The 25,127-nt window shown below is 46.2% G+C and carries 22 protein-coding genes, 15 tRNA genes, 1 rRNA gene and 1 other annotated feature; of the genes, 34 read left to right on the plus strand and 4 right to left on the minus strand.

Features of this window, described 5'->3' with window-relative positions; translation table 11 throughout:
* The first annotated feature begins 66 nt into the window (after positions 1 to 66).
* The 5 genes from A0126_RS03185 (at position 67) to A0126_RS03205 (ending at position 5,718) form a co-directional block, all read left to right on the plus strand.
* Positions 67 to 885 carry a RecX family transcriptional regulator gene (locus A0126_RS03185; protein WP_088836426.1) on the plus strand — a complete coding sequence of 273 codons (819 nt, stop codon included), beginning with the start codon at positions 67 to 69 and terminating at the stop codon, positions 883 to 885.
* 375 nt (positions 886 to 1,260) lie between these two features.
* A complete protein-coding gene (locus A0126_RS03190; protein ID WP_088836427.1) occupies positions 1,261 to 2,988 on the plus strand; it encodes an ABC transporter ATP-binding protein in 1,728 nt (575 codons plus the stop codon).
* 17 nt (positions 2,989 to 3,005) lie between these two features.
* The gene (locus tag A0126_RS03195) at positions 3,006 to 5,066 is read left to right on the plus strand and encodes an ABC transporter ATP-binding protein (protein ID WP_088836428.1); all 2,061 of its coding nucleotides are present in this window, start codon (positions 3,006 to 3,008) and stop codon (positions 5,064 to 5,066) included.
* A 59-nt stretch (positions 5,067 to 5,125) separates the two neighbouring features.
* Positions 5,126 to 5,443, plus strand: a complete 318-nt coding sequence (locus A0126_RS03200; protein WP_088836429.1) for a DUF1811 family protein — start codon at positions 5,126 to 5,128, stop codon at positions 5,441 to 5,443.
* Positions 5,443 to 5,718, plus strand: coding sequence for a YfhJ family protein (locus A0126_RS03205; RefSeq protein ID WP_051667383.1), 276 nt, complete (start codon positions 5,443 to 5,445; stop codon positions 5,716 to 5,718). The genes A0126_RS03200 and A0126_RS03205 overlap by 1 nt, the downstream gene beginning before the upstream one ends.
* 57 nt (positions 5,719 to 5,775) lie before the next feature.
* Here the strand turns inward: A0126_RS03205 and A0126_RS03210 are convergent, their stop codons facing one another.
* The gene (locus tag A0126_RS03210) at positions 5,776 to 6,759 is read right to left on the minus strand and encodes a metal-dependent hydrolase (protein WP_088836430.1); all 984 of its coding nucleotides are present in this window, start codon (positions 6,757 to 6,759) and stop codon (positions 5,776 to 5,778) included.
* A 111-nt stretch (positions 6,760 to 6,870) separates the two neighbouring features.
* Between A0126_RS03210 and mutY the strand changes: the two genes are divergently transcribed.
* The 4 genes from mutY (at position 6,871) to A0126_RS03230 (ending at position 10,806) form a co-directional block, all read left to right on the plus strand.
* Entirely contained in the window at positions 6,871 to 7,890 is a 1,020-nt protein-coding gene (gene mutY, locus A0126_RS03215; RefSeq protein WP_088836431.1) for an A/G-specific adenine glycosylase, read from the plus strand.
* Positions 7,887 to 8,309, plus strand: coding sequence for an SRPBCC family protein (locus tag A0126_RS03220; RefSeq protein WP_088836432.1), 423 nt, complete (start codon positions 7,887 to 7,889; stop codon positions 8,307 to 8,309). The genes mutY and A0126_RS03220 overlap by 4 nt, the downstream gene beginning before the upstream one ends.
* A 120-nt stretch (positions 8,310 to 8,429) precedes the next feature.
* Positions 8,430 to 8,972, plus strand: coding sequence for a nucleoside tri-diphosphate phosphatase (locus A0126_RS03225; RefSeq protein WP_029332781.1), 543 nt, complete (start codon positions 8,430 to 8,432; stop codon positions 8,970 to 8,972).
* A 43-nt stretch (positions 8,973 to 9,015) separates the two neighbouring features.
* Positions 9,016 to 10,806 carry an ABC transporter ATP-binding protein gene (locus A0126_RS03230; RefSeq protein ID WP_088836433.1) on the plus strand — a complete coding sequence of 597 codons (1,791 nt, stop codon included), beginning with the start codon at positions 9,016 to 9,018 and terminating at the stop codon, positions 10,804 to 10,806.
* Between the two features lie 55 nt (positions 10,807 to 10,861).
* Here the strand turns inward: A0126_RS03230 and A0126_RS03235 are convergent, their stop codons facing one another.
* The gene (locus tag A0126_RS03235; RefSeq protein ID WP_088836434.1) at positions 10,862 to 12,160 is read right to left on the minus strand and encodes a glutamate-1-semialdehyde 2,1-aminomutase; all 1,299 of its coding nucleotides are present in this window, start codon (positions 12,158 to 12,160) and stop codon (positions 10,862 to 10,864) included.
* 176 nt (positions 12,161 to 12,336) lie between these two features.
* Between A0126_RS03235 and perR the strand changes: the two genes are divergently transcribed.
* Entirely contained in the window at positions 12,337 to 12,759 is a 423-nt protein-coding gene (perR, locus tag A0126_RS03240) for a peroxide-responsive transcriptional repressor PerR (RefSeq protein WP_369834779.1), read from the plus strand.
* Between the two features lie 13 nt (positions 12,760 to 12,772).
* On the opposite strand, the gene A0126_RS03245 is transcribed toward perR, so the two are convergent.
* The gene (locus tag A0126_RS03245; RefSeq protein WP_029332785.1) at positions 12,773 to 13,135 is read right to left on the minus strand and encodes a DUF2614 family zinc ribbon-containing protein; all 363 of its coding nucleotides are present in this window, start codon (positions 13,133 to 13,135) and stop codon (positions 12,773 to 12,775) included.
* A 117-nt stretch (positions 13,136 to 13,252) separates the two neighbouring features.
* On the opposite strand from A0126_RS03245, the gene A0126_RS03250 reads away from it, so the two are divergent.
* The 21 genes from A0126_RS03250 to A0126_RS03350 all read left to right on the plus strand — a co-directional run bounded on the left by A0126_RS03250 (position 13,253) and on the right by A0126_RS03350 (position 19,368).
* Positions 13,253 to 14,122, plus strand: a complete 870-nt coding sequence (locus A0126_RS03250; protein ID WP_029332786.1) for a nucleotidyltransferase-like protein — start codon at positions 13,253 to 13,255, stop codon at positions 14,120 to 14,122.
* Between the two features lie 388 nt (positions 14,123 to 14,510).
* Positions 14,511 to 14,807 (plus strand) — a sequence feature (16S ribosomal RNA rRNA prediction is too short).
* A 101-nt stretch (positions 14,808 to 14,908) separates the two neighbouring features.
* Positions 14,909 to 15,024 (plus strand): 5S ribosomal RNA (gene rrf, locus A0126_RS03255).
* Positions 15,025 to 15,030: 6 nt separating this feature from the next.
* Positions 15,031 to 15,105: transfer RNA gene (locus A0126_RS03260), tRNA-Asn, on the plus strand.
* A 26-nt stretch (positions 15,106 to 15,131) separates the two neighbouring features.
* Positions 15,132 to 15,222: transfer RNA gene (locus A0126_RS03265), tRNA-Ser, on the plus strand.
* Between the two features lie 33 nt (positions 15,223 to 15,255).
* Positions 15,256 to 15,330, plus strand: a tRNA-Glu gene (locus tag A0126_RS03270).
* A gap of 10 nt (positions 15,331 to 15,340) precedes the next feature.
* Positions 15,341 to 15,414, plus strand: a tRNA-Met gene (locus A0126_RS03275).
* A gap of 7 nt (positions 15,415 to 15,421) precedes the next feature.
* Positions 15,422 to 15,497 (plus strand) — tRNA-Asp (locus A0126_RS03280).
* A 7-nt stretch (positions 15,498 to 15,504) separates the two neighbouring features.
* Positions 15,505 to 15,577: transfer RNA gene (locus A0126_RS03285), tRNA-Phe, on the plus strand.
* Between the two features lie 36 nt (positions 15,578 to 15,613).
* Positions 15,614 to 15,684 (plus strand) — tRNA-OTHER (locus tag A0126_RS03290).
* A gap of 4 nt (positions 15,685 to 15,688) precedes the next feature.
* Positions 15,689 to 15,759, plus strand: a tRNA-Trp gene (locus tag A0126_RS03295).
* Positions 15,760 to 15,768: 9 nt separating this feature from the next.
* Positions 15,769 to 15,841, plus strand: a tRNA-His gene (locus A0126_RS03300).
* A gap of 10 nt (positions 15,842 to 15,851) precedes the next feature.
* A tRNA-Gln gene (locus A0126_RS03305) sits at positions 15,852 to 15,923 on the plus strand.
* Between the two features lie 8 nt (positions 15,924 to 15,931).
* Positions 15,932 to 16,006, plus strand: a tRNA-Gly gene (locus A0126_RS03310).
* 6 nt (positions 16,007 to 16,012) lie between these two features.
* Positions 16,013 to 16,086, plus strand: a tRNA-Cys gene (locus A0126_RS03315).
* 35 nt (positions 16,087 to 16,121) lie between these two features.
* Positions 16,122 to 16,202 (plus strand) — tRNA-Leu (locus A0126_RS03320).
* Positions 16,203 to 16,206: 4 nt separating this feature from the next.
* A tRNA-Gly gene (locus A0126_RS03325) sits at positions 16,207 to 16,277 on the plus strand.
* Between the two features lie 31 nt (positions 16,278 to 16,308).
* A tRNA-Gly gene (locus tag A0126_RS03330) sits at positions 16,309 to 16,379 on the plus strand.
* Positions 16,380 to 16,461: 82 nt separating this feature from the next.
* Positions 16,462 to 17,607, plus strand: a complete 1,146-nt coding sequence (gene queG, locus A0126_RS03335) for a tRNA epoxyqueuosine(34) reductase QueG (RefSeq protein WP_088836436.1) — start codon at positions 16,462 to 16,464, stop codon at positions 17,605 to 17,607.
* Positions 17,597 to 18,082, plus strand: a complete 486-nt coding sequence (locus A0126_RS19775) for a methylated-DNA--[protein]-cysteine S-methyltransferase (RefSeq protein ID WP_088836437.1) — start codon at positions 17,597 to 17,599, stop codon at positions 18,080 to 18,082. The genes queG and A0126_RS19775 overlap by 11 nt, the downstream gene beginning before the upstream one ends.
* The gene (gene trmL, locus A0126_RS03345; RefSeq protein ID WP_088836438.1) at positions 18,082 to 18,555 is read left to right on the plus strand and encodes a tRNA (uridine(34)/cytosine(34)/5-carboxymethylaminomethyluridine(34)-2'-O)-methyltransferase TrmL; all 474 of its coding nucleotides are present in this window, start codon (positions 18,082 to 18,084) and stop codon (positions 18,553 to 18,555) included. The genes A0126_RS19775 and trmL overlap by 1 nt, the downstream gene beginning before the upstream one ends.
* Positions 18,556 to 18,801: 246 nt before the next feature.
* Positions 18,802 to 19,368: a DUF5366 family protein gene (locus A0126_RS03350; protein WP_029332790.1), complete on the plus strand. Its 567-nt coding sequence runs from the start codon at positions 18,802 to 18,804 to the stop codon at positions 19,366 to 19,368.
* Positions 19,369 to 19,371: 3 nt separating this feature from the next.
* On the opposite strand, the gene A0126_RS03355 is transcribed toward A0126_RS03350, so the two are convergent.
* On the minus strand, positions 19,372 to 21,153 hold the full coding sequence (locus A0126_RS03355) for a transglycosylase domain-containing protein (RefSeq protein ID WP_088836439.1): 1,782 nt from the start codon (positions 21,151 to 21,153) through the stop codon (positions 19,372 to 19,374).
* 207 nt (positions 21,154 to 21,360) lie between these two features.
* On the opposite strand from A0126_RS03355, the gene A0126_RS03360 reads away from it, so the two are divergent.
* From A0126_RS03360 to glgA, 3 genes are read left to right on the plus strand one after another with little or no spacing between them, the layout of a single operon-like run.
* Positions 21,361 to 22,521, plus strand: a complete 1,161-nt coding sequence (locus tag A0126_RS03360) for a glucose-1-phosphate adenylyltransferase (RefSeq protein WP_088836440.1) — start codon at positions 21,361 to 21,363, stop codon at positions 22,519 to 22,521.
* Between the two features lie 13 nt (positions 22,522 to 22,534).
* Positions 22,535 to 23,635: a glucose-1-phosphate adenylyltransferase subunit GlgD gene (glgD, locus tag A0126_RS03365; RefSeq protein ID WP_029332793.1), complete on the plus strand. Its 1,101-nt coding sequence runs from the start codon at positions 22,535 to 22,537 to the stop codon at positions 23,633 to 23,635.
* 13 nt (positions 23,636 to 23,648) lie between these two features.
* The gene (glgA, locus tag A0126_RS03370; RefSeq protein ID WP_088836441.1) at positions 23,649 to 25,100 is read left to right on the plus strand and encodes a glycogen synthase GlgA; all 1,452 of its coding nucleotides are present in this window, start codon (positions 23,649 to 23,651) and stop codon (positions 25,098 to 25,100) included.
* Positions 25,101 to 25,127: the final 27 nt, after the last annotated feature.

Here is a 25,127-nt window from a genome sequence, read left to right on the forward strand (position 1 = left end):
GTTTCACTCAAACATGAGGAAGCATGTTATCGTTAAGTATTCAGTTTCATATAGGAGGATACCCCCTTGAAGATTAAACGGATTTCAACCCAAAAGAAAAATAATGAACGGTTTAATATCTATATCGAACGGGACGGAAAAGAAGAGTATGCGTTTGCCGTCGATGTTGACATCTTAATTAAATATAACCTTGAGCGTGATAAGGAAATCGATGACGACTTCGTCAAGGAAGTGTTGACGGCGGAAGAAGAACAAAAAGCTTACCGGTTGTCGTTGAACCATTTGTCTTACCGGATGCGGGCGACGAGCGAAGTCGAAACGCATTTGATCGAAAAGGAAACGCCGGAACACGCAATCAAACATGCGATTCAGCGCCTGACGGAACAAAAGTATATCGATGACCAGCAGTTTGCCCTTGCCTATACGGCGACGAAAAAAGCGACGACTCCCCAAGGTCCGGGACGAATCCGGCGTGATTTAGCAGCATTGAAGGTAAAAAAAGAGTTTATCGATGAAGCGTTACGACAGTTTACGGAAGAAGAAGAGCTTGAGAAGGTCGTCAAGTTCTTGCGCCAAAAACAAAAGGAATTAGCGCGGCGTTCGGTCCGGGAATTGAAACAGAAACTGCAACAAACTCTGATGCAACGTGGTTTTTCTTCAGAAGTGACGCAACAAGGGGTTCAAATCGTCTTTGAGGAAGTCGAAGTCGACGCGGAAGAAGAGGCGGCGCTCTATCAAGCGCGTAAATATTATCCGAAATATCATAAACTGGAGCCATTTGCCCGAGAACAAAAAACGAAACAAGCACTCGTTCGAAAAGGGTTCCCATATGGAATCGTGGCAACAGTCATCGAACAGGTCAAGCAAGAAGAAGAAGGAATCTAACAAGCGTCTTTCCTTTTGAAAAAATTGAAAACTCATTCTCCTAAATAGCAAGATGGAAAATTGACAATTGTCCGACAATTGTGCTATTCTACGCTCAGATTAAGAAAAGGAGGAACCGTCACATGAAAAAGCAACTTGTTATCGCATCTACTATTGGACAGTTGAATATGGCGGAGACTCTCGAACTCGTATAAACACTCATTTTAGTGTGCGATTGACAGGGAATCCGTTCCCCGAGCGCGCAGACCATATTTTTGATTCATATCGTCTTTTCAAGGCATATTGATTCTCGGACTGCTTCCGGAAATCAGTATGCCTTTTTTGTGCGTTCGGAAAAAAGGAACACCATAACATGACACAAAGGGGGGAACCATCGTGCGATTATTTCGCCAACTCAGTTGGTTTCTAAAAGAACACAAAACATCTTATCTGATTGCCGTCGTACTCTTAATTATCACGGGTTTTATTGATTTAACGCCGCCGTGGCTGATTGGAAAAGTGATTGACGGGTTACGGTCCGGGTCGATGGACCGGACGACACTGATTCAATATGTCGTCGGACTGCTCGTAATTTCGATCGCTTCGTTTATTTTGACGTATCTATGGCTCGCGAAATTGTTCGGGACGGCATTTTTACTCGAACGGACATTACGAAGCCGATTCTTTACACATTTATTAAAATTGACGCCGACATTCTATCAAAAGAACCGAACAGGAGATTTGATGGCGCTTGCGACGAATGACTTAAAAGCGGTCGAACGAACAGCCGGATTCGGTGTGTTGACACTTGTCGATTCGTTGAATATGACGGCGATCACCCTCGTCGTGATGGGGGTCGCGATTGATTGGAAACTGACGCTCGCGGCACTCCTTCCGATGCCGCTCCTCGCGTATGCGATGAACAAGCTCGGAAGTCAAATTCACGGCCGCTTCATCGTCGCCCAAGATGCGTTTGGAACGATGAATGACCAGGTCGTCGAATCGATTTCCGGACTTCGTGTCATCCGCTCGTTCGTCCAAGAAGAGATCGATGTCAAAAAATTCGATGACACGACGACGGATGTCTTCGAAAAAAACATGCATGTCGCAAAAATTGACGTCTTATTCGAACCGATCATCAAGTTATTGGTCGGTGTCAGCTATTTAATTGGTCTATCGTTCGGGACGTACCTTGTCTTTACGAACGATATTACGCTCGGTCAGCTCGTCGCTTTCAATATTTACCTCGGGATGTTGATTTGGCCGATGTATGCCTTCGGTGAGCTCATCAACGTCATCCAGCGCGGGACGGCGAGTCTCGATCGCTTAGAAGCGACGATGCGTGTCAAACCGCTGATTACATCGACACCGAAAGTCGAAGTTGTGCGACCGGAAATGATTACTCTGGCTAACTTGACGTTTACGTATCCAGAGATGAATCATCCGTCGTTACACGGGATTGATTTGACGATCAAACACGGACAGACGATTGGAATCGTCGGTCCGACTGGATCTGGGAAAACAACGCTCTTACGCCAATTTTTACGGGAGTATCCGATTGGACGAGACATGTTGAAAGTAAATGGAACCCCCTATGAAGACGTCGCACTGGAGACCGTCCGCGGGTGGACGGGCTATGTCTCGCAAGAGCATCTACTCTTCTCAAAATCCGTACGCGATAACATTTTGTTCGGGGCGGGTGAGGCAACAGAAGCTGAGTTGCAAGAAGCGATTCGTTTAGCGGCCTTTACGACGGATGTCGAGACGCTTGACCAAGGGTTACAAACGATGGTCGGAGAACGGGGAGTCACGCTTTCCGGTGGACAGAAACAACGCTTGTCGATTGCCCGGGCGATGTTGAAGAAACCGGAGTTGCTGTTGCTCGACGACTCGTTGTCAGCCGTTGATGCGAAAACGGAATCACAAATCATCGACGCGATCCGGACGAACCGTCATCAGTCAACGACATTGATCGTTGCGCACCGGTTGTCTGCCGTCGCGCATGCGGATGAAATTCTCGTCTTACAAGACGGCGTGATCAGTGAGCGGGGAACGCATGAACAGCTGATGGAACGACGTGGCTGGTATGCAGAACAATTCGAACGACAAAGTGAAGAAACGTAAGGCAGGAGGTGCTGAAATTGACTGAACAAGAAAATTATTTACTCGATCCCGTCAGACGGAAAACGACGATTCGTTCACTCGTCCGCTATGCGATGCATGAGAAACGCGCAATCTTTCTCGGGCTTTTCCTGCTCGTTTTAGCGGTCGGAGCCGAACTGACAGGACCGTATATCGCAAAAATCATCATCGACGAACACATCGTCGCAATCGAAAAAGACTGGGTGGAAGTCGAATCGGGGGGGACGGTCGGTTATGACGGACGACGTTTTGCGAAGTCGCAAGACGTTCCGAAGTCGGCGGTCATCGGTCCGATCTCGATCGTCCAGTCGAAGGCGGGGTATTATTTCGTTCCGGAACAAGTCGTCAGTGGTGGCGAACGTCAAGTCGCGGGGGACACGTTAACTGTCACGCGAGGAGAGGAAACGTTTCGGTACGCCGGTGTCGAAAAGCTCACGCAAGGACAAGTCTATGATTTTTATGCCTCGGACTTAAAGGCGATTGGTTGGTTATCGCTCTTTTATATCATTTTGCTGTTGATCGCAGCGGGCCTGAACTGGGTCCAACAAATCTTATTGCAACGCTCAGCGCATAAAATCGTTAAACGGATGCGGCTTGATGTCTTTTCACATCTGCAACGCTTGCCGGTCCGTTACTTCGATCAGACACCGATTGGTAAAATCGTCAGTCGTGTCACGAACGATACGGAGACGATCCGGGATCTCTACCTCGGTGTCCTGGCGCGTGTGTTCTCAGGCATCATCACGATGGCAGGGATTCTCGTCGCGATGTTCTTCCTGGATGTCCGGCTGGGTCTCGTTTCCTTAGCCATTATCCCGATCGTCTATTTTTGGATTCAACTGTTCCAAAAGTTTGCGACGGAAAACAACTTTAAAGTCCGGGCACTCGTCGCGGATATGAACGGACAATTGAATGAAAACATCCAGACGATGCCGATCATTCAGTCGTACGCCCGTGAAGCAGAAGTGCTCGCTGAATTCGAACAGAAAAATGAAGAAAACTATCAAACCCGTGCGAAACTGTTACGGCTCGATGCATTGATGTCACACAACTTATCGTATTTCTTAAAAAACTTGACGCTCGCCTTATTGATTTGGGTCGTTGCCGGTCAAAGTTTAACGAACGGGACATTTTTATCACTCGGAATTCTCTATGCCTACATTGATTACGTGTCGCGTCTGTTCGAACCGGTCACACAAATCATGAATCAACTGTCACCGCTCCAACAAGCACTCGTCTCGGCCGACCGGATGTTCCAGTTGCTCGACGAAAAAGGTGAACCGGTCGAACAAGGTCGGATTCCCCGTTTCTCAGGGCGCGTCGAGTTTAAAGACGTCGGATTCAGCTATGAAGAGGGGTATCCGGTTTTACGTCAAATCGAGATTGAGGCACGTCCTGGTGCGACCATCGCCCTCGTCGGGCATACGGGGAGTGGGAAAAGCTCAATCATGAACCTGTTGATGCGTTTTTATGATCCTTCGTCCGGTCATCTCCTGATTGACGGACAAGATGTTACGACGTTACCGAAACAAGCGGTCCGTGACCACATGGGAATCGTCTTACAAGATCCGTTCTTGTTTACAGGAACGATTCGTTCGAACATTACACTGGATAATCCATCGATTTCGGAAGAGCGTGTCCGCCAGGCAATCGTTGCCGTCGGAGCAGACCGCTTCATCGATCGACTTCCGCATGGCTTAGACGAACCGGTCATCGAAAAAGGTGCGACCTTGTCTGCGGGGGAACGGCAATTAATCAGTTTTGCCCGTGCGCTTGCCTTTGATCCCGCGATTCTCGTTCTTGACGAAGCGACGGCAAGTGTCGATTCCGAGACGGAAGCGATGATTCAAGAAGCCTTGCTGACGTTGACGAAAGGACGGACGACCTTCATCATCGCGCACCGGTTGTCGACGATTAAAGATGCCGATGAAATCATCGTCCTCGATCACGGTCAAATCATGGAGCGTGGTACACATGACGTGCTCTTGTCGGAAAAAGGGATTTACGCGAAGATGTACGCCCTTCAAAGCAAACGGAATCTTGAGCTGAAATCGAGCTAACACCATGATATGACTCCTCCTTTTCGTATATACTAATGACGAAGAGGGGGAGTTTTTTGATGGAAACACGGATGAGTCAATTATCGAAATACGAATTAGAAATGCTCGTCACGAAACTAAACGAACAAAAAAGAAAAGCGGAGCAGCATGGGAACATGAGTGAAGTCGAAGTTGTCATTCGGAAAATCGCGATGGCACAAAGTTATCTCGTCGATGCAAGTCAGTTCGAAACCGGACAACTTTACCAAGTCGAAGGGGAAGAGGCGGTATTCGAATTACATTTCGTCAACGGCGTCATGGGTTGGGGGCATTTTGAAGGAACCGTCAACGAAGTCGCGATTCCGCTTGCGCTGATTCATTCTGAGGAGGGTGTATGATGGAAGAAAACCGCACAGCGGCACTAGAGCAACTAGCAGGAGAATTACAAGCCGTCAATCCGGTATTAACGCCAATCGAGGCATTGACATGGGTCGAAGTCCTTTGGGAAGATTTTGAGGCGACGCTTGCCCGGGCAGGCGAAAAATATCAAGGTGAGGCTGTCGCCGTCCGGTTCGTCGAGCAACAAATCAAACAACATGGCGCGATGTTGCACCGCTTCAATACATCGAATGAAAAGTTTAAGCACTTGATGCTCGGACGCGACGTCCAGTAAATGAACAGAAAAAGACTCCCTGTCTTGGTCGGTTGACCACGGACACGGAGTTTTTGTTTATAAAGCAGGGATAATCAGTTTCTTTTGCAGCGTCCGTTCGCTAAAGACCCAACCCGTATAGGAACTGACGATTTGTTGGGACGCCTCATCGATTCGGACGACGGCAACGAATGGGTAGACATCTTTTGTGAAGTACCGTAAGTTCGTGAAACGATATTCGACGATGCCGTCTTTTCGGGATACCGTATACGTGTGGATTTTTGAGAAGGCGAGGAAAGCTTTCAAGTCCTCATTTTGTTTGACGACTTCATAGAGTACATCCCCATGCGGTTCCTCTTTGATGCGGAAGTTTCCGCATTCGACGACGACACCAGAGTTGATTTTGACGACGGAATAGTCGTCGCGCAGTCGTGCTGCGACGTGCCACTCGTCCCACTTCATTCCGGGTGAGATGAATAACTTGTGGGCCCCGCCATAGTAACGGGCTGCCGTCGCCAGGGCATCATTTCGGAGTTTAAACTGCACGGCGTAATAAATCGCGACGATGACGATTAAAATCGGGAAAATAACGATGGTCGCGCGTGTCAGGACCCAGATCCCGAAAGCGCCGTAATACATCGTAAATAAATACGGATCAAACGTATTGATGACACCCCAACCAATCCAGGTCTGTTTGAAGGGGTGCAGAGCTTGTGTACCATAGGCGTTAAACAGATCGACGAAGACATGAAGGGCGACAGCGATCTGCGCCATCAGCCATAATGAAGTAGGTGGTACGCCGAATAAGGTACCGATGACGATTGATAAGAGTAACGGCCAAGCGAGTAGGGCAATCAATCCATGGGATTTTCCACGGTGTTGCGTCAAGTAAGCACCGTTCCCTTTAAATTTAAAAACCGTGTCAAAGTCGGGGGCGTGCGATCCGACTAAGGCAGTGGTCGTGACGGCAGCAAAGAGTGTTGCGCTTGCTGCGACATCCGGTTCAAGTGTTGCGATGGCGGCGAGACAAAGTCCCATTCCGATATGTGTACCAGTATCCAATGCGAATTCGCTCCTCTAAAAGTAGTAATGGTACGGATAAACAAACAAGTGTAAGCGTTCCGGGTAATTTTCATTCACTATAACGTATTTTTGTAGAAAAGAGGTAGACATTTGATCCCCGTTCAAGAATATTTCATAAACTTTAACAAACGAACGTTCACAACCGAATTGGTCGCATGGTTTTTACGTGAACAACGCCAGTTACCATGGCGAGAAACTAAAAATCCTTACCACATCTGGATTAGTGAAATCATGTTACAACAGACGCGTGTCGATACCGTCATCCCTTATTATAATCGCTTCACGGACCGTTTTCCGACGCCGCACGATTTAGCGGCGGCAGAGCAAAGCGAAGTCTTAAAATACTGGGAAGGCTTAGGATACTATTCCCGTGTTAAGAATCTTCAAATCGCCGTTCAAGAAGTTGTTGAAAAATATGGCGGAATTGTTCCTGACGAAAAAGAAATTTTTGAAAGCTTACGTGGTGTCGGACCGTATACGACGGGAGCAGTCCTGTCAATTGCTTACGGTCAGGCGGAACCGGCAGTCGATGGAAATGTCATGCGCGTCTTATCGCGGGTGCTTGGGATTTATGAAGACATCGCCGCACCGAAAACACGGAAACTGTTCGAGGCAGCGGTCCATGAACTGATTGATCCGCTTGATCCGTCGAGCTTCAACCAAGGGTTGATGGAGCTCGGGGCAATCGTCTGTACACCGAAGTCTCCGATGTGTGGGTTATGTCCCGTCAATGACGTCTGTTTTGCGTACGAGCGAAATGCCCAAGGTGAGTTACCGGTCAAAACGAAAAAAGGAAAAACGCAGACGATTCAATACGACGCTCTCGTCTACGAAGAAGCAGGGAAAGTTGCAGTCGAACAGCGACCGGATACGGGACTGCTCGCGGGTATGTGGCAATATCCGTTAGTCGAATCGACGGAAACCGTACCCGGAACGTATGTCGGGAAGATTAAACATATCTTTTCACACCGGATTTGGGAAGTCAGTATTTACCGTGTCGCGACGCAACCTGAAGGAACGGTACTGATGGATGAAGCAACGTACGTCAAGCAGCCGATATCAGTCGCACAAATGAAAATCGATCGTCTATTAAAGGAGGAGACTACATGAATACATTTCGTACGGAAACGAAAGTAACAGCGACGTTAGAGCAGGCTTGGACGTTTTTAGGCGATGCGAAAGCATTAACGGGAATGACGGTTTTCCCGAAAGTGAAAACGATTGGTGATACGCGGACAATCGCCGGAAACACGATTCAGCTTAAAGTCGGTCTTCCGCCCATTTTCGTCGAGTGGGAGTCACTGATTCCGATTGTCGGTCAACATGCTTTCGTTGATGTAGGAGTCAAGGTCCCGTTCCCGTTCGCTACTTGGTGTCATCTCCACCGTGTCGAACAGCGTCCGGACGGGGTCTACATGATTGATGAATTACTCTATAAATCTTATTTTCCGAAAATGATTGTCGATCTACTGATTCTCAAACCGATGTTCGATCAACGGAAACGCGCGATTTTAGACTACTTTAGTTAATAAATCACAGTCATTTTTCTGAAAAAGTACCCTTTCGTTTTTCATGTGTTCTGAAAATGGGTATAATAAGCACGAGAGTATAGAAAAATTGAATAAAAAAGCTTCAGAAAGGAGTAGCACATGAGTCGATTCCCAAAAGAAGGTAGCAAGATTGAGATTCAAAGTTTCAAACATAATGGCAGCTTACACAGAGTTTGGGAAGAAACGCTCGTGCTTAAATCGACGGAAGAAGAATTGATTGGATTCAATGATCGAATCATGGTCAGTGAATCGGATGGTCGTCAGTGGCGGACACGCGAACCCGCGATTTGTTATTTTTCGACAGAACTCTGGTTTAACGTAATCTGTATGATTCGAGAGGATGGAATCTACTATTACTGTAACCTAGGGTCACCTTCGACGTTTGATGAAAAGGATCGAGCAGTCAAGTACATTGATTATGATTTAGACATTAAGGTGTATCCGGACATGTCGTATATGATTTTGGATGAGGATGAGTACGAGAAACATCGCCGGGAAATGAATTATCCGAAAGCGATTGATCGTATCCTGAAGGACAACGTCCAGATTTTAATCCAGTGGATTCGAAGTCGGAAAGGTCCGTTCAATCCGGCATTCGTTGAAACGTGGTATCGTGAATATGAAACAAGATATCGGAGATGATGGTTCGCCATCGTCTTTTTTTAATTGAAGGAAGTGAATCATCATGGGTAAGGAAACTCAACAACAGAAAAATAAGACACCAGGTTCGATTCGTCGCTACATGCAGTTCGTCAAGCCGTACAAAAAACAAATCCTCTTGACGGTGTTCGTCGGAATCATCAAGTTTTCGATTCCGTTAGGATTACCGTTACTGTATAAGTACATCATCGATAACCTCCTGACCGATAATACGGTACCGCTTGCAGAGCGGAGTAAGGAACTGGCGTATTTGATTGGAGCGGGCTTCTTCGTCTTCCTCGTCGTCAAACCACCACTTGAATTCGTCCGTCAGTATTTAGCACAGTGGTCGGCGTCGAAAATTTTGTTCGACGTACGGAATAATTTGTTTGATCATGTTCAGAAATTATCACTTCGCTTTTATTCGAACACGAAAACCGGCGAAGTCATCTCCCGAATCATCAACGATGTCGAACAAACAAAAGATTTTGTTGTAACGGGTTTGATGAACTTATGGCTCGATATGATTACGATTTTTATCGCAATTGCCATCATGTGGACGATCAATCCGAAATTGACGCTCGTCGCAATCATCCCATTGCCGTTTTATGCCTTTGCCGTGAAGTTCTTTTATGGGCGGCTCCGCAGTTTGACGCGCGATCGCTCAGCAGCACTTGCGGAACTCCAAGGACATTTGACGGAGCGGGTCAACGGAATGGCAGTTATCCGCAGTTTCGCCCTTGAACCACATGAAAACAAAGCGTTCAAAGGTCAAAATGATGGTTTCTTAAAAGCGGCACTTCGTCAGACGAACTGGAATGCACGGACCTACGTCGTCGTTTCGACGATTACCGACTTTGCACCGATTTTGATTTTTGGTACGGCTGCCTTTTTCGTCTTGAACGGACAAGTAACAATCGGGACGATGGTCGCTTTCATCGGCTACATCGACCGTCTGTATGCACCGCTCGGTCGCCTCGTCAACTCGTCCACTACGTTGACACAATCGATTGCTTCGATGGACCGGATGTTTGAATTTTTAGACGAACCGTATGATATTACGGAAAAAGCACATGCGAAAGATCCGGTCGCTGTTAAAGGAAACGTCCAGTTCGAAGACATCAGCTTCTCGTATGAAGAAGATGGCGAACTTGCGATCAACCGGTTGACGCTCGACGTCCAGGCGGGGGAACGAATCGCCTTCGTCGGAATGTCGGGAGGCGGGAAATCGACGCTCGTCAGTCTGATTCCTCGTTTTTATGATGTTTCGTCTGGACGGATTACGCTTGACGGTGTCGACATCCGAAACTTGAAATTGCGTGGCTTACGCGACCAAATCGGAATGGTCATGCAAGAATCGATTCTCTTTAGTGAATCGGTCGAAATGAACATCAAGATGGGGAACCCGGAAGCGACGGATGAAGAAGTAATTGCTGCTGCGAAGGCGGCGAATGCACACGAGTTCATTGAACGGCTGCCGCAAGGGTACAAGACGGCGGTCGGAGAACGAGGCGTTAAACTGTCAGGGGGACAAAAGCAACGCTTGGCGATTGCCCGTGTCTTCTTGAAGAACCCACCGATTCTCATTCTGGATGAAGCAACAAGTGCGCTAGATCTAGAAAGTGAATCGATGATTCAAGATTCGCTTGCGCGTCTCGCGAAAGGACGGACGACGTTTACTGTCGCCCACCGTCTGTCGACGATTACGGATGCCGATAAGATTGTCGTGATTGAAAATGGTCAAATCACGGAACTCGGTCGTCATGAAGAGTTGATGCGTAAACGTGGCGCATATTTTGAACTGTACGCGATTCAGAACCTCGAGCTCGTCGAATGAAAAAAGGCTATTCCGTTTTTTTCGGAATAGCCTTTTTGTATAAAGAATGAACAGCTTACAATTGTGCGAACGCACGGTTGACGGCAGCAATCGTCTCATCGATGTCTGCGTCCGTGTGAGCCGTCGTCAAGAACCACGCCTCGTATTTTGAAGGGGCAAGATTAATGCCTTGCTCGAGCATCAATTTGAAGAAACGACCGAACATCTCGCTATTTGCGCGCTCCGCACCGAGGTAGTCAGTGACCGTCTCATCCGTGAAGTAGACCGTCAAAGCTCCTTTTAGACGATTGATTGTAATCGTGACGTCATGAGTAGCAGCAGCCTCGAGAATCCCTTGTTCGAGCTTCGCACCGAGACGTTCGAATTCTTCGTAGACACCAGGCTGTTCAAGTAACTCTAGGCAAGCGATACCTGCTGCCATCGATGCCGGATTTCCAGCCATCGTTCCAGCTTGATAAGCAGGACCGAGCGGAGCAACGTGTTCCATGATGTCTTTACGACCACCGTATGCACCGATCGGAAGACCACCACCGATGATCTTGCCGAGTGCCGTCATATCAGGACGGATATTCAATAGTTCTTGAGCACTGCCGTATGTGAAGCGGAACGCCGTGATGACTTCATCGTAGATGACGAGTGCGCCGTACTCATGAGTAATCTCATTGATGGCTTCGAGGAATCCAGGATGCGGTTCGACAATCCCAAAGTTCCCAACGATCGGTTCGACGAGGACACAGGCAACTTGATCGCCCCATTCAGCCATGATTTGACGATAGGCTTCAACATCGTTGAACGGTGTTGTCAAGACTTCTTTCGCTGTTGCTTTCGTTACACCGGCAGAGTCCGGTGAACCGAGTGTTGCTGGACCACTTCCTGCTGCAATCAACATTAAATCAGAATGTCCGTGGTAACAGCCGCTGAATTTCACGACGAGTTCACGACCCGTGTAGGCACGCGCGACTCGTATCGTCGTCATGACCGCCTCGGTTCCTGAATTCGTAAAGCGAACTTTTTCTAAAGACGGAATCGCTTGTTGAAGCTTATGTGCGAAGTCGATTTCTAGACGGTGAGGCGTACCATATAGGAGACCATTTTGCGCCGCATGCGTAATCGCTTCCGTAATATGTGGATGCCCGTGCCCGGTGATGATTGGACCGTAAGCGGCTAAGTAATCGATATAACGATTGCCATCGACATCGTAAAAGTAAGCACCTTCTCCACGTTCCATATAAACGGGGGCGCCTCCTCCGACGGCCTTAAAAGAGCGGGATGGACTGTTGACACCTCCGACGATACATTTTTGGGCAACGTCGTATAACGCCTCGGATGTCGGGCGTGTAGAATGGGTTGACATGGATGATTCCTCCAATCGTTGATTCGTGAAAAATATCACGATATGATTGTATCACGGACGTCAAATCAGAAGCAGAGCCGTTGACGGACGGGAATAATGTAGGTAGACTAATTATAAAGATTACAATCTAATAATCAATGAAAGATAGAAATGAGGGGATGGACGTGGCTAACGAAATGCTAGATGACGCAGTACGATCTTTACGGGACTCGGGCGTTCGCATGACACCACAACGTCACGCAATCTTGGAATACTTGACGACAGGACATACGCATCCGACGGCAGATGATATCTATCGTGCGCTCGAACATCGTTTTCCAAATATGAGTGTGGCGACAGTTTATAATAATTTACGTGTTTTCCGTGAAAAAGGAATCGTTGAAGAGATGAACTATGGAGACGCTTCGAGCCGATTCGATTTCGTTACGACACGTCATTATCATATGATATGTGAAGGGTGCGGTAAAATCGTCGACTTCAATTATCCGGTTCTCGATGATGTCGAGACGGTCGCTGCACATTTGACTGGATTTAAAGTAGATCGTCATCGTCTCGAAGTATACGGGACGTGTCCTGAATGCCAATCAAACGTACAATAAAAACGAGCTTCCTTTAACGGGGAGCTCGTTTATTGTGTTTATTGTATTTTTCATCGAATTCTTTTCCTTCAAGTTCTTGGTCCATCGTGAGTGGCTCATCGCAATGCATACATAAATCGACGCGACCGAGGACTTTTGTTTCTTTTCCACAGTTCGGACAAGTGACGACGGCTGCTTTCGTTGAAGTTAAACCAATCAAGAAATATAAGGCAGTACTCGCTAAGACCATGACAAAACCGAGTAGCATTAAAATAACCATGATGATTTCAAATTGTTTTAATAGAAGACCGCCATACATAACGAGCATTCCACCAAAAACGAGGAACATCGCCAAGTTACGGGCGCGGTTTATTTTATTCTTGCGTTGTTTTTTCAATTGAATTCCCCCTAACGACAGTCTAGCATATTGTAGCTTATGTCCTGAAGAAGGAAACAATGAATTTTTGTCGAAAATGGTAACGGATGAGTATGAGTGAAGAAGGGTGAGAATTGAATGGAACAAGTCACAAGAACAATTTATTCCGAATATGCTGCCTATCAAGAAACGCAAGGGATCATCGCTGTTGAAAAACAGCAACCGAAGGATTCATTGACGGACCAATTTGATATACTGTTACTAGTTGTTACACGGGACTCCTCTATTGAATGGACAATCAAACACTACCGCCTAGATACACTCAAGGTGTCACTTCATGTCGTCCATGAAGATGTACTGTCACGATGGATTGTACTGAACGCGAATCGGCGAGCTGTCCATTGGATATCCGAAGGAACAATTATTTTTGAACGCAATGATTATTTAACTGATATGAAAAAAAGGCTGTTGAATTTCCCGGAAGCAGAACGTTGCCTGCAAATGTCACTGTCTTTTGCGAAACTACTACGTCGTTTTCAAGACGGGCGTAATCTCTTTAGTCGCGGTAACTACTATGATGCTTACACGCACGTGCATCATGCTTTACATCATTTAGCACGGCTTTCCGTTCTTGAAAAAGGAGCACATCCTGAAATTGTCGTCTGGGAACAAGCTCGCATGGATGATCCGGAAGTGTACAAGTTATACCAGCAATTACTATTAAGTGAAGAAACACTTGAATTGCGAATCCATTTAGCTTTGATTGGTCTGGAACATCTACTTCAATCGAAAGTATTATCCGGTGGAAAGTATTTATTTGAAGTGATGCGTGAAAGAACAATCCCGTGGACGATGTATGAACTAATGGAAAATGAACGATTGCAGGAACTGAAGGTTGATTTAGGTAGTTTAGTCGATTTCTTTATGCGTAAAGGGTTAATTCGCATCTCTTATCGTCAAACAAAAGGTACGGGCGTGGAACTCGTAACATATGAACCAGTCGTTTAAACGATTGGTTCATATGTTTTTTATCGCGAATCGAAAATACTATATATAGAAGAAAAAAATAATTAAAAGTTTTTTATTAAAATCTGTTGACGTTACTATTTTGAGATAGTATATTAATACATGTCGACAGGGCGACACGCTCTGAACGACGAAAGCAAATTAAAAAAATAAGAAAAAGGATTGACGGTTAAGTTATTCCATGATATCTTATTAAAGTCGCTAACACGACACGACGAACTTTGAAAACTGAACGATGAGGCAAAAAACGTATCTTCGGATACAAACAATGAATGAAGCGCAAGCTTCGTCAACGTGACTTTTAGTCACAAAAACGAGCAAGTCAAACACTTTATGGAGAGTTTGATCCTGGCTCAGGACGAACGCTGGCGGCGTGCCTAATACATGCAAGTCGAGCGCAGGAAGCTCACGGAACTCTTCGGAGGGAAGTGAGTGGAATGAGCGGCGGACGGGTGAGTAACACGTAAGGAACCTGCCTCAAGGATTGGGATAACTCCGAGAAATCGGAGCTAATACCGGATAGTTCTTCGGACCGCATGGTCCGATGATGAAAGGCGCATTTCCCTTTGAGTAATCAAGAAAGACCCCTCAGAGACGATGAGGTAGATAGGTCACGGGTGGAAGCATGGTGACATGCGGAGCTGAGTGATACTAATCGGTCGAGGCCTTGTTCTAGCAGATGATTGTTGATGACTTCAGTTTTGAGGGCGCGAGCCTTTCAAAAAAAGTGCTTGACGTTATGGAAACATAATGTTAAGATAATAGATGTCTGGTGGCGATAGCCAAGTGGTCACACCCGTTCCCATGCCGAACACGGAAGTTAAGCACTTGAACGCCGAAAGTAGTTGGGGGCTTCCCCCTGTGAGGATAGGACGCTGCCAGGCGATCGTTCCGCAATAGCTCAGTGGTAGAGCAACCGGCTGTTAACCGGTAGGTCGTAGGTTCAAATCCTACTTGCGGAGCCATTAATAACTTCTTCACCACGTTCACTGGAGAGCTGTCCGAGTGGCCGAAGGAGCACGATTGGAAATCGTGTAGGCGTCATAAGCGTCTCAAGGGTTCGAATCCCTTGCTCTCCGCCATAATTATATGTAACGTTTCAATTTTACTACGATGGCCCGTTGGTCAAGCGGTTAAGACACCGCCCTTTCACGGCGGTAACACGGGTTCGATTCCCGTACGGGTCACCATTTTTATCATCGCGGGGTGGAGCAGTCTGGTAGCTCGTTGGGCTCATAACCCAAAGGTCGTCGGTTCAAATCCGGCCCCCGCAATACATACGGTCCTGTGGTGTAGCGGTTAACATGCCTGCCTGTCACGCAGGAGATCGCGGGTTCGAATCCCGTCAGGACCGCCATTGTTAAGGCTTTGTAGCTCAGTCGGTAGAGCAGAGGACTGAAAATCCTCGTGTCGGCGGTTCGATTCCGTCCAAAGCCACCTTTTATAGAAGAATGAAGTTGATTTCCCATTTGTGGGGGGGTAGCGAAGTGGCTAAACGCGGCGCTCCCTCGGGTTCGGCGGTTCGAATCCGCCCCCCCCCACCACCATAGGGGCATAGTTTAGCGGTAGAACTACGGTCTCCAAAACCGTCAGCGCGGGTTCGATTCCTGCTGCCCCTGTTTATTATGGCGATTGTGGCGAAGTGGTTAACGCACCGGATTGTGATTCCGGCATTCGTGGGTTCAATTCCCATCAGTCGCCCTCTTATTATTGGGCTGTAGCCAAGTGGTAAGGCACTGGATTTTGATTCCAGCACGCGAAGGTTCGATCCCTTCCAGCCCAGCTTTTTAAGCGGAAGTAGTTCAGTGGTAGAATACGACCTTGCCAAGGTCGGGGTCGCGGGTTCGAATCCCGTCTTCCGCTCCAACGAGTGGCGCCATAGCCAAGTGGTAAGGCAGAGGACTGCAACTCCTCTATCGTCAGTTCGATTCTGACTGGCGCCTCCAATTCTTTTCAATTCAATAGTTTTGCAAGAGATTGTGCCGGTGTGGCGGAACTGGTAGACGCGCACGACTCAAAATCGTGTTCCTTTGGAGTGTCGGTTCGATTCCGACCACCGGTATCTTGCGGGTGTAGTTTAGTGGTAAAACCTCAGCCTTCCAAGCTGATGATGAGGGTTCGATTCCCTTCACCCGCTTTACCTTTTCACAATCTTAGTTTTAACCCATGCGGGTGTAGTTTAGTGGTAAAACCTCAGCCTTCCAAGCTGATGATGAGGGTTCGATTCCCTTCACCCGCTTATTTAAAAGAGCAACGTGTCGTTTTCATCTGACACATTGCTCTTTTTGTTTAGGATAGAATGATGAAAGGAGGGATCTGTCATGCGCGGAGAACAACTTAAAGAAACACTTCAAGCATATGCTTTAGAGATTGGGATCGATGTGTTTCGGGTGACGACGGCCGATCCATTTTTAACGATGAAACAACGATTGATTGATCAGCAGGATAAAAATTATGCATCTGGTTTTGAAGAACCTGATCTCGAAAAACGGACAACTCCGAAACTGTTGCTAGATGACGCGGTATCAATCATCGCGATTGCAGTTGCTTACCCGAGTAAGTTAACGGATGCACCACGTGGGAAAGCCGGGGAACGGCGTGGGATTTTTGGTCGCTCTTCTTGGGGGCTTGATTATCATCAGGCGCTGAATCAACGACTCCAGCTACTAGAGAAAAAAATCGAAGAGTTATCGCCTGGAGCAAAGACACGTTCGATGGTGGATACTGGTGAACTCGTCGATCGCGCCGTCGCAGAACGGGCAGGAATTGGTTTTAGCGGAAAGAATTGTTCGATCATTAGCGAAGAACATGGATCTTATCTTTATCTCGGTGAATTGATTACAGATCTTTACTTACCTCCTGATCAAGCGGTTGAAGAACTCTGCGGAACGTGTAATAAGTGCATCGATGCCTGTCCGACGGATGCATTAGTCGAGCCGGGGGTAATTGATGCGAAACGCTGTATCTCCTTTATTACCCAAACGAAGACGCTGATTCCGGAAGATTTCCGTTACGCATTAGGTAATCGCTTATACGGCTGTGATACATGTCAGCAAGTTTGTCCTTACAATCGAAAAAAACATGCGACACAACATGCTGAATTGCAGCCGGACCCGGAACAAGTCAAACCACTCTTAATTCCAATCTTGTCGCTCAGCAATCGTGAATTCAAAGCGAAATTCGGTTCGCTTTCAGGAGCATGGCGTGGAAAGAAGCCGATTCAACGAAATGCGATTTGTGCACTCGTCCATTATCGAGACAAGACAGCGCTTGATGCTCTGCGCTTGATGGCAGAAACAGATCCACGTGATGATATGCGGGCTCTCGCGCTCTGGGCGATTGGCCGTATTGCGGGGGGCGATGAAAAAAGTTACGTAGAAGAACGACTAATGAATGATTCCGCACAGGATGTCCAAACGGAAGGTGAGCGTCTTTTGTCGGAGTGGAGGGAACCCGATGCCGTATAAACAAGTGAAGTTCACGTTCGGAGAGTTACTGATTGCCTGGGAGGACGACGTCGTTGTTTATTTAGATTTTGGTCTTGATACTGAGCGCGCTAAACGATATGTTCGAGAAGGACAGCGGTACGAAGCGCCACTTCCACTGCATCTAAAACAAGCTCTCGATGATTATGAAAATCGTCTACCAAATGCGCTAGAACGCATTAGTTGCCGCCTCGACGTGACGGATTTTCAGCGGCGTGTTCTTACGAATCTTCGAAGGATTCCATTCGGAGAAACAGCGAGTTATGGAACATTAGCTAAAATGATGGGTTCCGAAAAAGCAGCGCGAGCCGTCGGTGGGGCATTAAATCGAAACCCGATCGCGCTGATTTATCCTTGTCATCGAATCATCGGGGCATCCGGAAAGTTGACGGGGTTTGCGAGTGGAATCGATCATAAACAAGCGCTACTTGCGCATGAGATAGGAGAGAGAAGATAATGGCAATTCATGTTGTAATGTATCAACCAGAGATTCCTCAAAATACAGGAAATATCTCAAGAACGTGTGCTGCGACACATTCCGTTCTTCATTTAATCCGTCCATTAGGTTTTTCAACGGATGATAAGCAGTTGAAACGAGCCGGACTCGATTATTGGGAGTTTGTTGATGTAAGATATCATGATTCACTCGAAGAATTATGGGAGAAGCACCCGGAAGGGAAGTTTTATTACATCACGAAGTATGGGGAACAGTATCCAAGTCAAATTGATTTGTCAAATGTCGAGGAAGACTACTTCTTTGTATTCGGTCGAGAAACAAAAGGCTTACCGCTTGAAGTGATCGACCAAAATGCAGATCGTTGTATTCGATTACCGCAGTCAAATTTAGTTCGTTCGCTAAATGTCTCAAATACGGCTGCAATTATCGTGTATGAAGCATTACGGCAGCAAAGGTACGCTGGACTACTTTAAACACAAAAAAGCGCTGACGCATCCTATTCGATGCATCAGCGCCTTTTTATTATTCGTTACCTTCAGGTTTTTTGTTGTAGCCTGCAGTGAAAATCGCTGTCAAGAAAGCGAGACTTACACCAATCATTAAAATAAATGCCATTTTTGCTTCCCCCTTCAGTCTCAATAACCGATATAATCTATTATAGTATACCTGTAAGAGAAATTGTGTGCTACATATGAATTTTCTATGAATGGAGATTGGAAATGCGGACGAATGTCTATCTGTTAAGTTATGCGCCGTTGATTAGCATCCTGTTGTTCAGTACGTCGCTTGCGATTGCGACATCGGAGTTAGCACTCTCATGGCTAAAGGATGTCGGTGTATACAATGAATTGTTACAAATTTTGAGCGCACGTGACACTAAATTATTAGTTTGGCTTGGTTTTTTGATTGTCTATTTTATGATTTTTAGTACGCTCAAACTGATTTCAGACACAATCAATCAGTTAGGGTTTGCCTTCTTCATCAAGGAACAGATTGGGACGACACTCAGTATGCTTCGACCTGGTAGCATTTTATTGCTCGTAGGTGGATGCATCAGCTTTGCTTTCATGACATCGTTCCCACTCGTCTGCCTCGTATTAGCAAGTTCATTCCTAATTTATTTTTTCTTTTATACCTTTCAAATCAGCAAGATGACGACTGCGGCCGGAGCGATTGGCTTGATTGTCTTTTTGTTTCTTGCATGGGGCATCTTACTGGCTGGCTTAGCCTGGGTCGGATTGACTTTGTTCAATTCGTTAGGCGAAGCGATTTTATTCCCGAAATGATCGTCAGCGTAGAATGTTAGCCCACGTCCTTACTTGAAGCGTTGAGTTGGCCTCGGCAGGGAAAGGTCGTGGGATGTCTGCGCCTAACCAAATCCCTCCTATGTGTTGATCTTTGATTCCGACGAACCACATATCTTTATTATCATTCGTCGTCCCTGTTTTTCCACCGATATAAGTGGGGCGTGCATCATAACCAAGACGCCCTGTTCCGTATGTCATGACATTCGTCAATCCTTTACGTAACACCTGGTTTGTCCGACTCGACCAAATGCGATTATTTTGAACAGTATGCCGATACAGCGTCCCTTCGCCTTTCGATAAGGTGATGGTTCGAACCATGGATGCTGGACTATACAAGCCGTCATTAACAAACGTTGTATAGGCATTCGTTAACTCGTAAGGACTAACACCATATTTTAATCCACCTAACGCACTCGTGTAGGCATTGTCTTGCTTCGACCATTGGCTGAATTTAAACGGACGAATCGCTTTTAATCCTTCAGCGAAGGAGACAGAAAACGCACGAAGGGCTGGCGTGTTATAGGAATAGGCAATGGCATCGGCAAGTGTGACTTCACCAAGAATCCGGTTCCCGCTATTTTCAGGACAATAGCCGTCAAAGCAAACAGGACGACCGTCAAGAGGACTACTTAACGTGGCTTTTGTTTTCTCGAGGTATGGTCCATAGACGAGTAAGGGCTTTAATGTGGATCCCGGTTGACGAAAGGATTGTGTTGCCCGATTGAATTGACCAGGTAAGTCAGTTTTATGGCCGACAAGTGCTGTCACACCATGCGTTCGTCCATCAATTCCAACATAAGCACCTTCGATTTCCTTAGGTAGTGCCACGATGGATTGTTTGGCCCGTGTTTGCTCCGTTGAATCCAAATAAGTCGCAATCGTCGCGCCATGTTGATGCAGATATTGTTGTGCGGCCTCATAATCTAATTTTTTGATGGCGGCCGTTTGACGGATTGCTTCCTTGACACTTGCATCAATATAGTCAGGGAATGGGATGACCGGCTTATTGAAGGACAATGCAATTTCTTTTGTTTTAATCGATTTTGGTATCGTGTCTGTATTTGCTAAAATTTTTAAAATCCGCTGTTGACGTTTTTCTGTATTTTGAGGTGAACGTAACGGATCGTATAGTGTGGGGTTGTTTGGAATCGCCGCTAGATAACTCACTTCTGCCCACGTCAAATCGTTCGCCTTTTTTCCGAGGTACGCCGATGATGCCAGTTCGATTCCATAAATATTATTTGCGAAATAGGCTTGATTGACATATGCCGTTAAGAGTTCTTTTTTGGAGTATTTTTGCTCCAATGAAATGGCGATTAAAAGTTCTTTTATTTTTCTAGTATATGTTTTTTCATTTGAAAGATACGTCATTCGAGCCAATTGTTGTGTAATCGTACTGCCACCTTGCCCTTTTTGGTCAGTCGATTGATTTTCAGTGAATGCGCGAAGAATTCCTGTAATATCATAACCACCATGCTGATAGAAACGTTGATCTTCGATAGCGATGAAGGTTTGTTCGACCTTTTTAGGTAACGCATTTGCTGTTAAATCATCACGGCGAAGTCCATCGTACAACTTTACCTTCTCTTTGCCGTATGTGACAGTGATCGGTTTGTACGACGTCAATGGTTGACGGGTCGTCTGTACATCTGCCCAATGGAAAAGTTTGCGGGACGTCTCGAGTTGGTCGCGAACGGAAAACAACGTCAAAAGTAAACCGATAGTAAGTCCAATTAATAAAAGGTAGCCAGTCGTAATTCTCATGAAAACTCCTCTCAAAAGACATTTCCTTCTTATTATCGGTCTCTTTTAAGCAAAGGAATAGATTTTTTTCTGAATTTCGTATTTTAATAAACCTATTTTGCAGGAATGTTATATTAAAAAGAGAAAAGGTGGGTATATAAGAGTATCTGTATAAAAACTACATCATGGTCTGACTGTAAAGAAAGAGCATAAACTGGAGGGGACGAAATGGCTAAAAAGAATGTTGTGGCAATGCTACTTGCTGGTGGAGAAGGAAAACGTCTAGGAGCACTTACGAAACACACTGCAAAACCAGCAGTTGCGTTCGGAGGGAAATATCGAATCATTGATTTCCCATTATCGAACTGTACGAACTCGGGAATCGATACAGTCGGTGTCTTAACGCAATATGAACCACTAGAATTGAACCGTTATCTCGGAATCGGGAGTGCCTGGGACTTAGACCGTCGAAACGGGGGATTAACGATCTTGCCTCCATATCAAGCCCAAAACGGAAAGAACTGGTATGAAGGAACGGCCAACGCGATTTATCGGAACATGAGTTACATCAATCAATACGATCCAAACTATGTCCTTGTCCTATCTGGAGACCATATCTATAAGATGGATTATGAGAAGATGATTGAAGAGCATCGTCAAGGTGGGGCAGATGTAACGATTTCAGTCCGTGAAGTGCCGTGGGAAGAAGCACCACGTTTTGGAATCTTAAACACAGATGATGATTTACGGATCAATGAGTTTGAAGAAAAACCTGAAAATCCAAAATCGAACTTAGCCTCAATGGGCATATACGTCTTCAACTGGGATATTTTAAAACGTCACCTTATTCAAGACGCCGGGGATGCCGAGTCAAGCTTTGACTTCGGGAAAAACATTATTCCGAATATGTTGTTTGAAAACTTAAATATTCGCGCGTACAAATTTAAAGGATATTGGAAAGATGTTGGGACAATCCAGTCGTTATGGGAAGCGAATATGGATTTACTTGAAGCGGAACCAGAGTTCGACTTGTATGAACCATCGTGGAAAGTACATTCCGTTAACCCGAATCAACAACCACAGTACATCGGAAACAATGCGACGATTGAAACGTCAATCATCAATGAAGGCTGTCACATTGAAGGTGAAATCAACCATTCCGTTCTCTTCTACGGCGTTGATGTCGCGGAAGGTGCACTCGTGAAAGATTCGGTCATTTTCCCGAATGTCAAAATCGGAAAAGATGTCACGATTCATCGTGCGATTTTAGCGGACGGCGTCGTCGTCGAAGACGGCGCAACAATCGGTACACCGGGCGGCGAAGTGTTCGTCATCGAGGCAAATAGTGTCATCAAGAAAAATGAAGTCGTAAAAGAAGCGATTCAATAAGGGGGAACTACCGATGAAAGCAGATCTATTGGGTGTCATTAATTTAAGTGGAGAAGAAGGATTCTTTAAAGAACTGACGGAGCATCGAAATTTAGCCGCGGTTCCGTTCGCCGGACGGTATCGGTTGATTGATTTCACGTTGACGAACATGGTACAAAATGAAATCGCCAACATTGGTGTCTTTACGCTTGAAAAGTACCGAGCGATGATGGACCACCTTGGGTCGGGAAAAGAGTGGGATCTTGACCGTTCGAACGGGGGACTCTATATCTTCCCACCGGCATTATCACAAGATGCCCATGAATTCCGGGGCGATTTATCAAACTTCCATTTACACCGCGACTTCTTCTTGCGTAGTAAAGAAAACTACCTCGTGATTTCGGGTTCGAATGTGTTATCGGCAGTAGATTATCGCGATGTCTTGCGTGAACATAAAGAATCGAATGCTGACATCACAGTCGTCTATACGAAGCGTGACTTGCCATGTAAATATTGCCGTCCGATTCGTTTTGGTGATCAAAATCGAGTGACAGCGATTGGTTCGCGCGGTTTTGAACCGTCTGACGAAACATTCTATATGGAAACAGTCGTCCTATCGAAAAACCTGTTCGTCCGTCTCGTTGACGAAGCAGTCGGTCGTGGCGAATATGATTTGCTTCAAAGCATCATTCGCTCGCAGTTGAACCGTCTGCATGTTCATGGGTACGAGTATCAGGGCACATCACAAGTCATCCACTCACTACGCTCGTATTACCGTGAAAGCATGCTATTGCTCGAGCAGTGGGGAGCAATCAATGATTTCCAACATGTCTACACGAAGATTAAGCATGAACCACCGACACGTTATCTCCCAGGCTCGACGATCAAGAACTCGCTCGTCGCGAATGGATGTAAATTAGAAGGAACAGCGAAAGACAGCATCTTATTCCGGGGTGTGAAAGTCGGGAAACATGCTCGTGTTAAAAATTCAATCATCATGCAAAAATCGGTCATCGAAGAAGGTGCAGTCGTCGAATACGCGATTCTCGATAAAGAAGTCACTGTCAAACGTGGACAAGTGATTCGTGGAACGGCGGAAGAACCGATCGTCATCAAAAAACAAACAATCGTTTAAAGGGGATGTCATCATGAAGGTATGGTTTGCTGCCACAGAAGCGACACCCTTCATCAAGACGGGGGGGCTAGCTGACGTCGTCGGCTCGCTCCCTTTAGCGCTTGCTGAAGAGGGTGCGGAAGTATTCGTTGTCTTACCGAACTATGGTCAAATTAAAGAACAGTTCAAGTCGGAAATGGAATTTTTATTCGATTTCATCGTACCCGTCGGCTGGCGGCAACAGTTTGGTGCCGTCCTACGTCTGAAACAGGATGGTGTCACATTTTATTTCATCGATAATGAATATTACTTTAATCGAGATGGGATTATTTATGGTCATTACGACGATGCGGAGCGTTTCGCATACTTTTCCCGGGCGGTGCTCGAGATGATTCAACACCTTGATCGTGCGGAAGTACCAGATGTCATTCATTGTCATGATTGGCAGACCGGTGTCATTCCAGCTTTCTTACGAATTCATTACCAACACCTTGAGCGTTATCAAGACATCAAAACGGTCTTTACGATTCATAATTTGCAGTACCAAGGTATTTTCCCGGAAGAAGTTCTTGGCGATTTACTTGGCCTCAGTCATGAACACTTTACGATGGATGGACTTGCGCATAACGGTCTCGTCAACTATATGAAAGCGGGACTTGTTCACGCCAATCAAATTACGACGGTCAGCCCATCGTATCGGGATGAAATCATGGACCCGTACTATGGTGAGAGTCTAGAATCCATCTTGCAACACCGGGCAGTCGATGTTCGTGGGATTTTAAACGGAATTGACTACCGTCAATTCAATCCGGAAACAGACGAGCATCTTGTCGAGAATTATGATGTTGAGACGGCTGAAGAAGGAAAAGCAGTAAATAAAGAAGCATTGCAAAAAGAATTGGGTTTACCGGTCAATCCGGATGTTCCACTTTTCGGATTCGTGTCGCGTCTTGTCGACCAAAAAGGAATTGATTTACTTGCGCACATTTTACCTGATTTATTCGAACTCGACGCGCAGTTTATCATTCTCGGGTCAGGTGAGGCGGAATACGAGGGCTTGTTCCACCATGCGACAACAATTCGTCCGGATAAAGTGGCTTCATACATCGGCTTTGACGTCGGACTCGCTCAACGTATTTATGCAGGGAGCGACGCGTTCTTGATGCCGTCACGCTTTGAACCGTGTGGACTCAGTCAATTGATTTCGATGAAGTATGGTTCTTTACCTGTCGTCCGTGAAACAGGTGGTTTGCGAGACACGGTGACACCATTCAATCAATTTACATTAGAGGGAAATGGCTTCTCGTTCTCGAATTATAATGCACATGACTTCCTTGACGCGATCAAGCGAACGATTGATGTCTATCAAGATAAACCAGTCTTTAAGCATCTGATTGAGACAGCAATGGAAGAAGATTTTAGCTGGATTCGCTCAGCCGATGAATATTTAGCACTCTATCATCTCATCGCACCATCTGTTGACTGATTGGGATTAAGAGAAATGAGGTTTTGG

The sequence above is a fragment of the Exiguobacterium sp. N4-1P genome, from assembly GCF_002214325.1.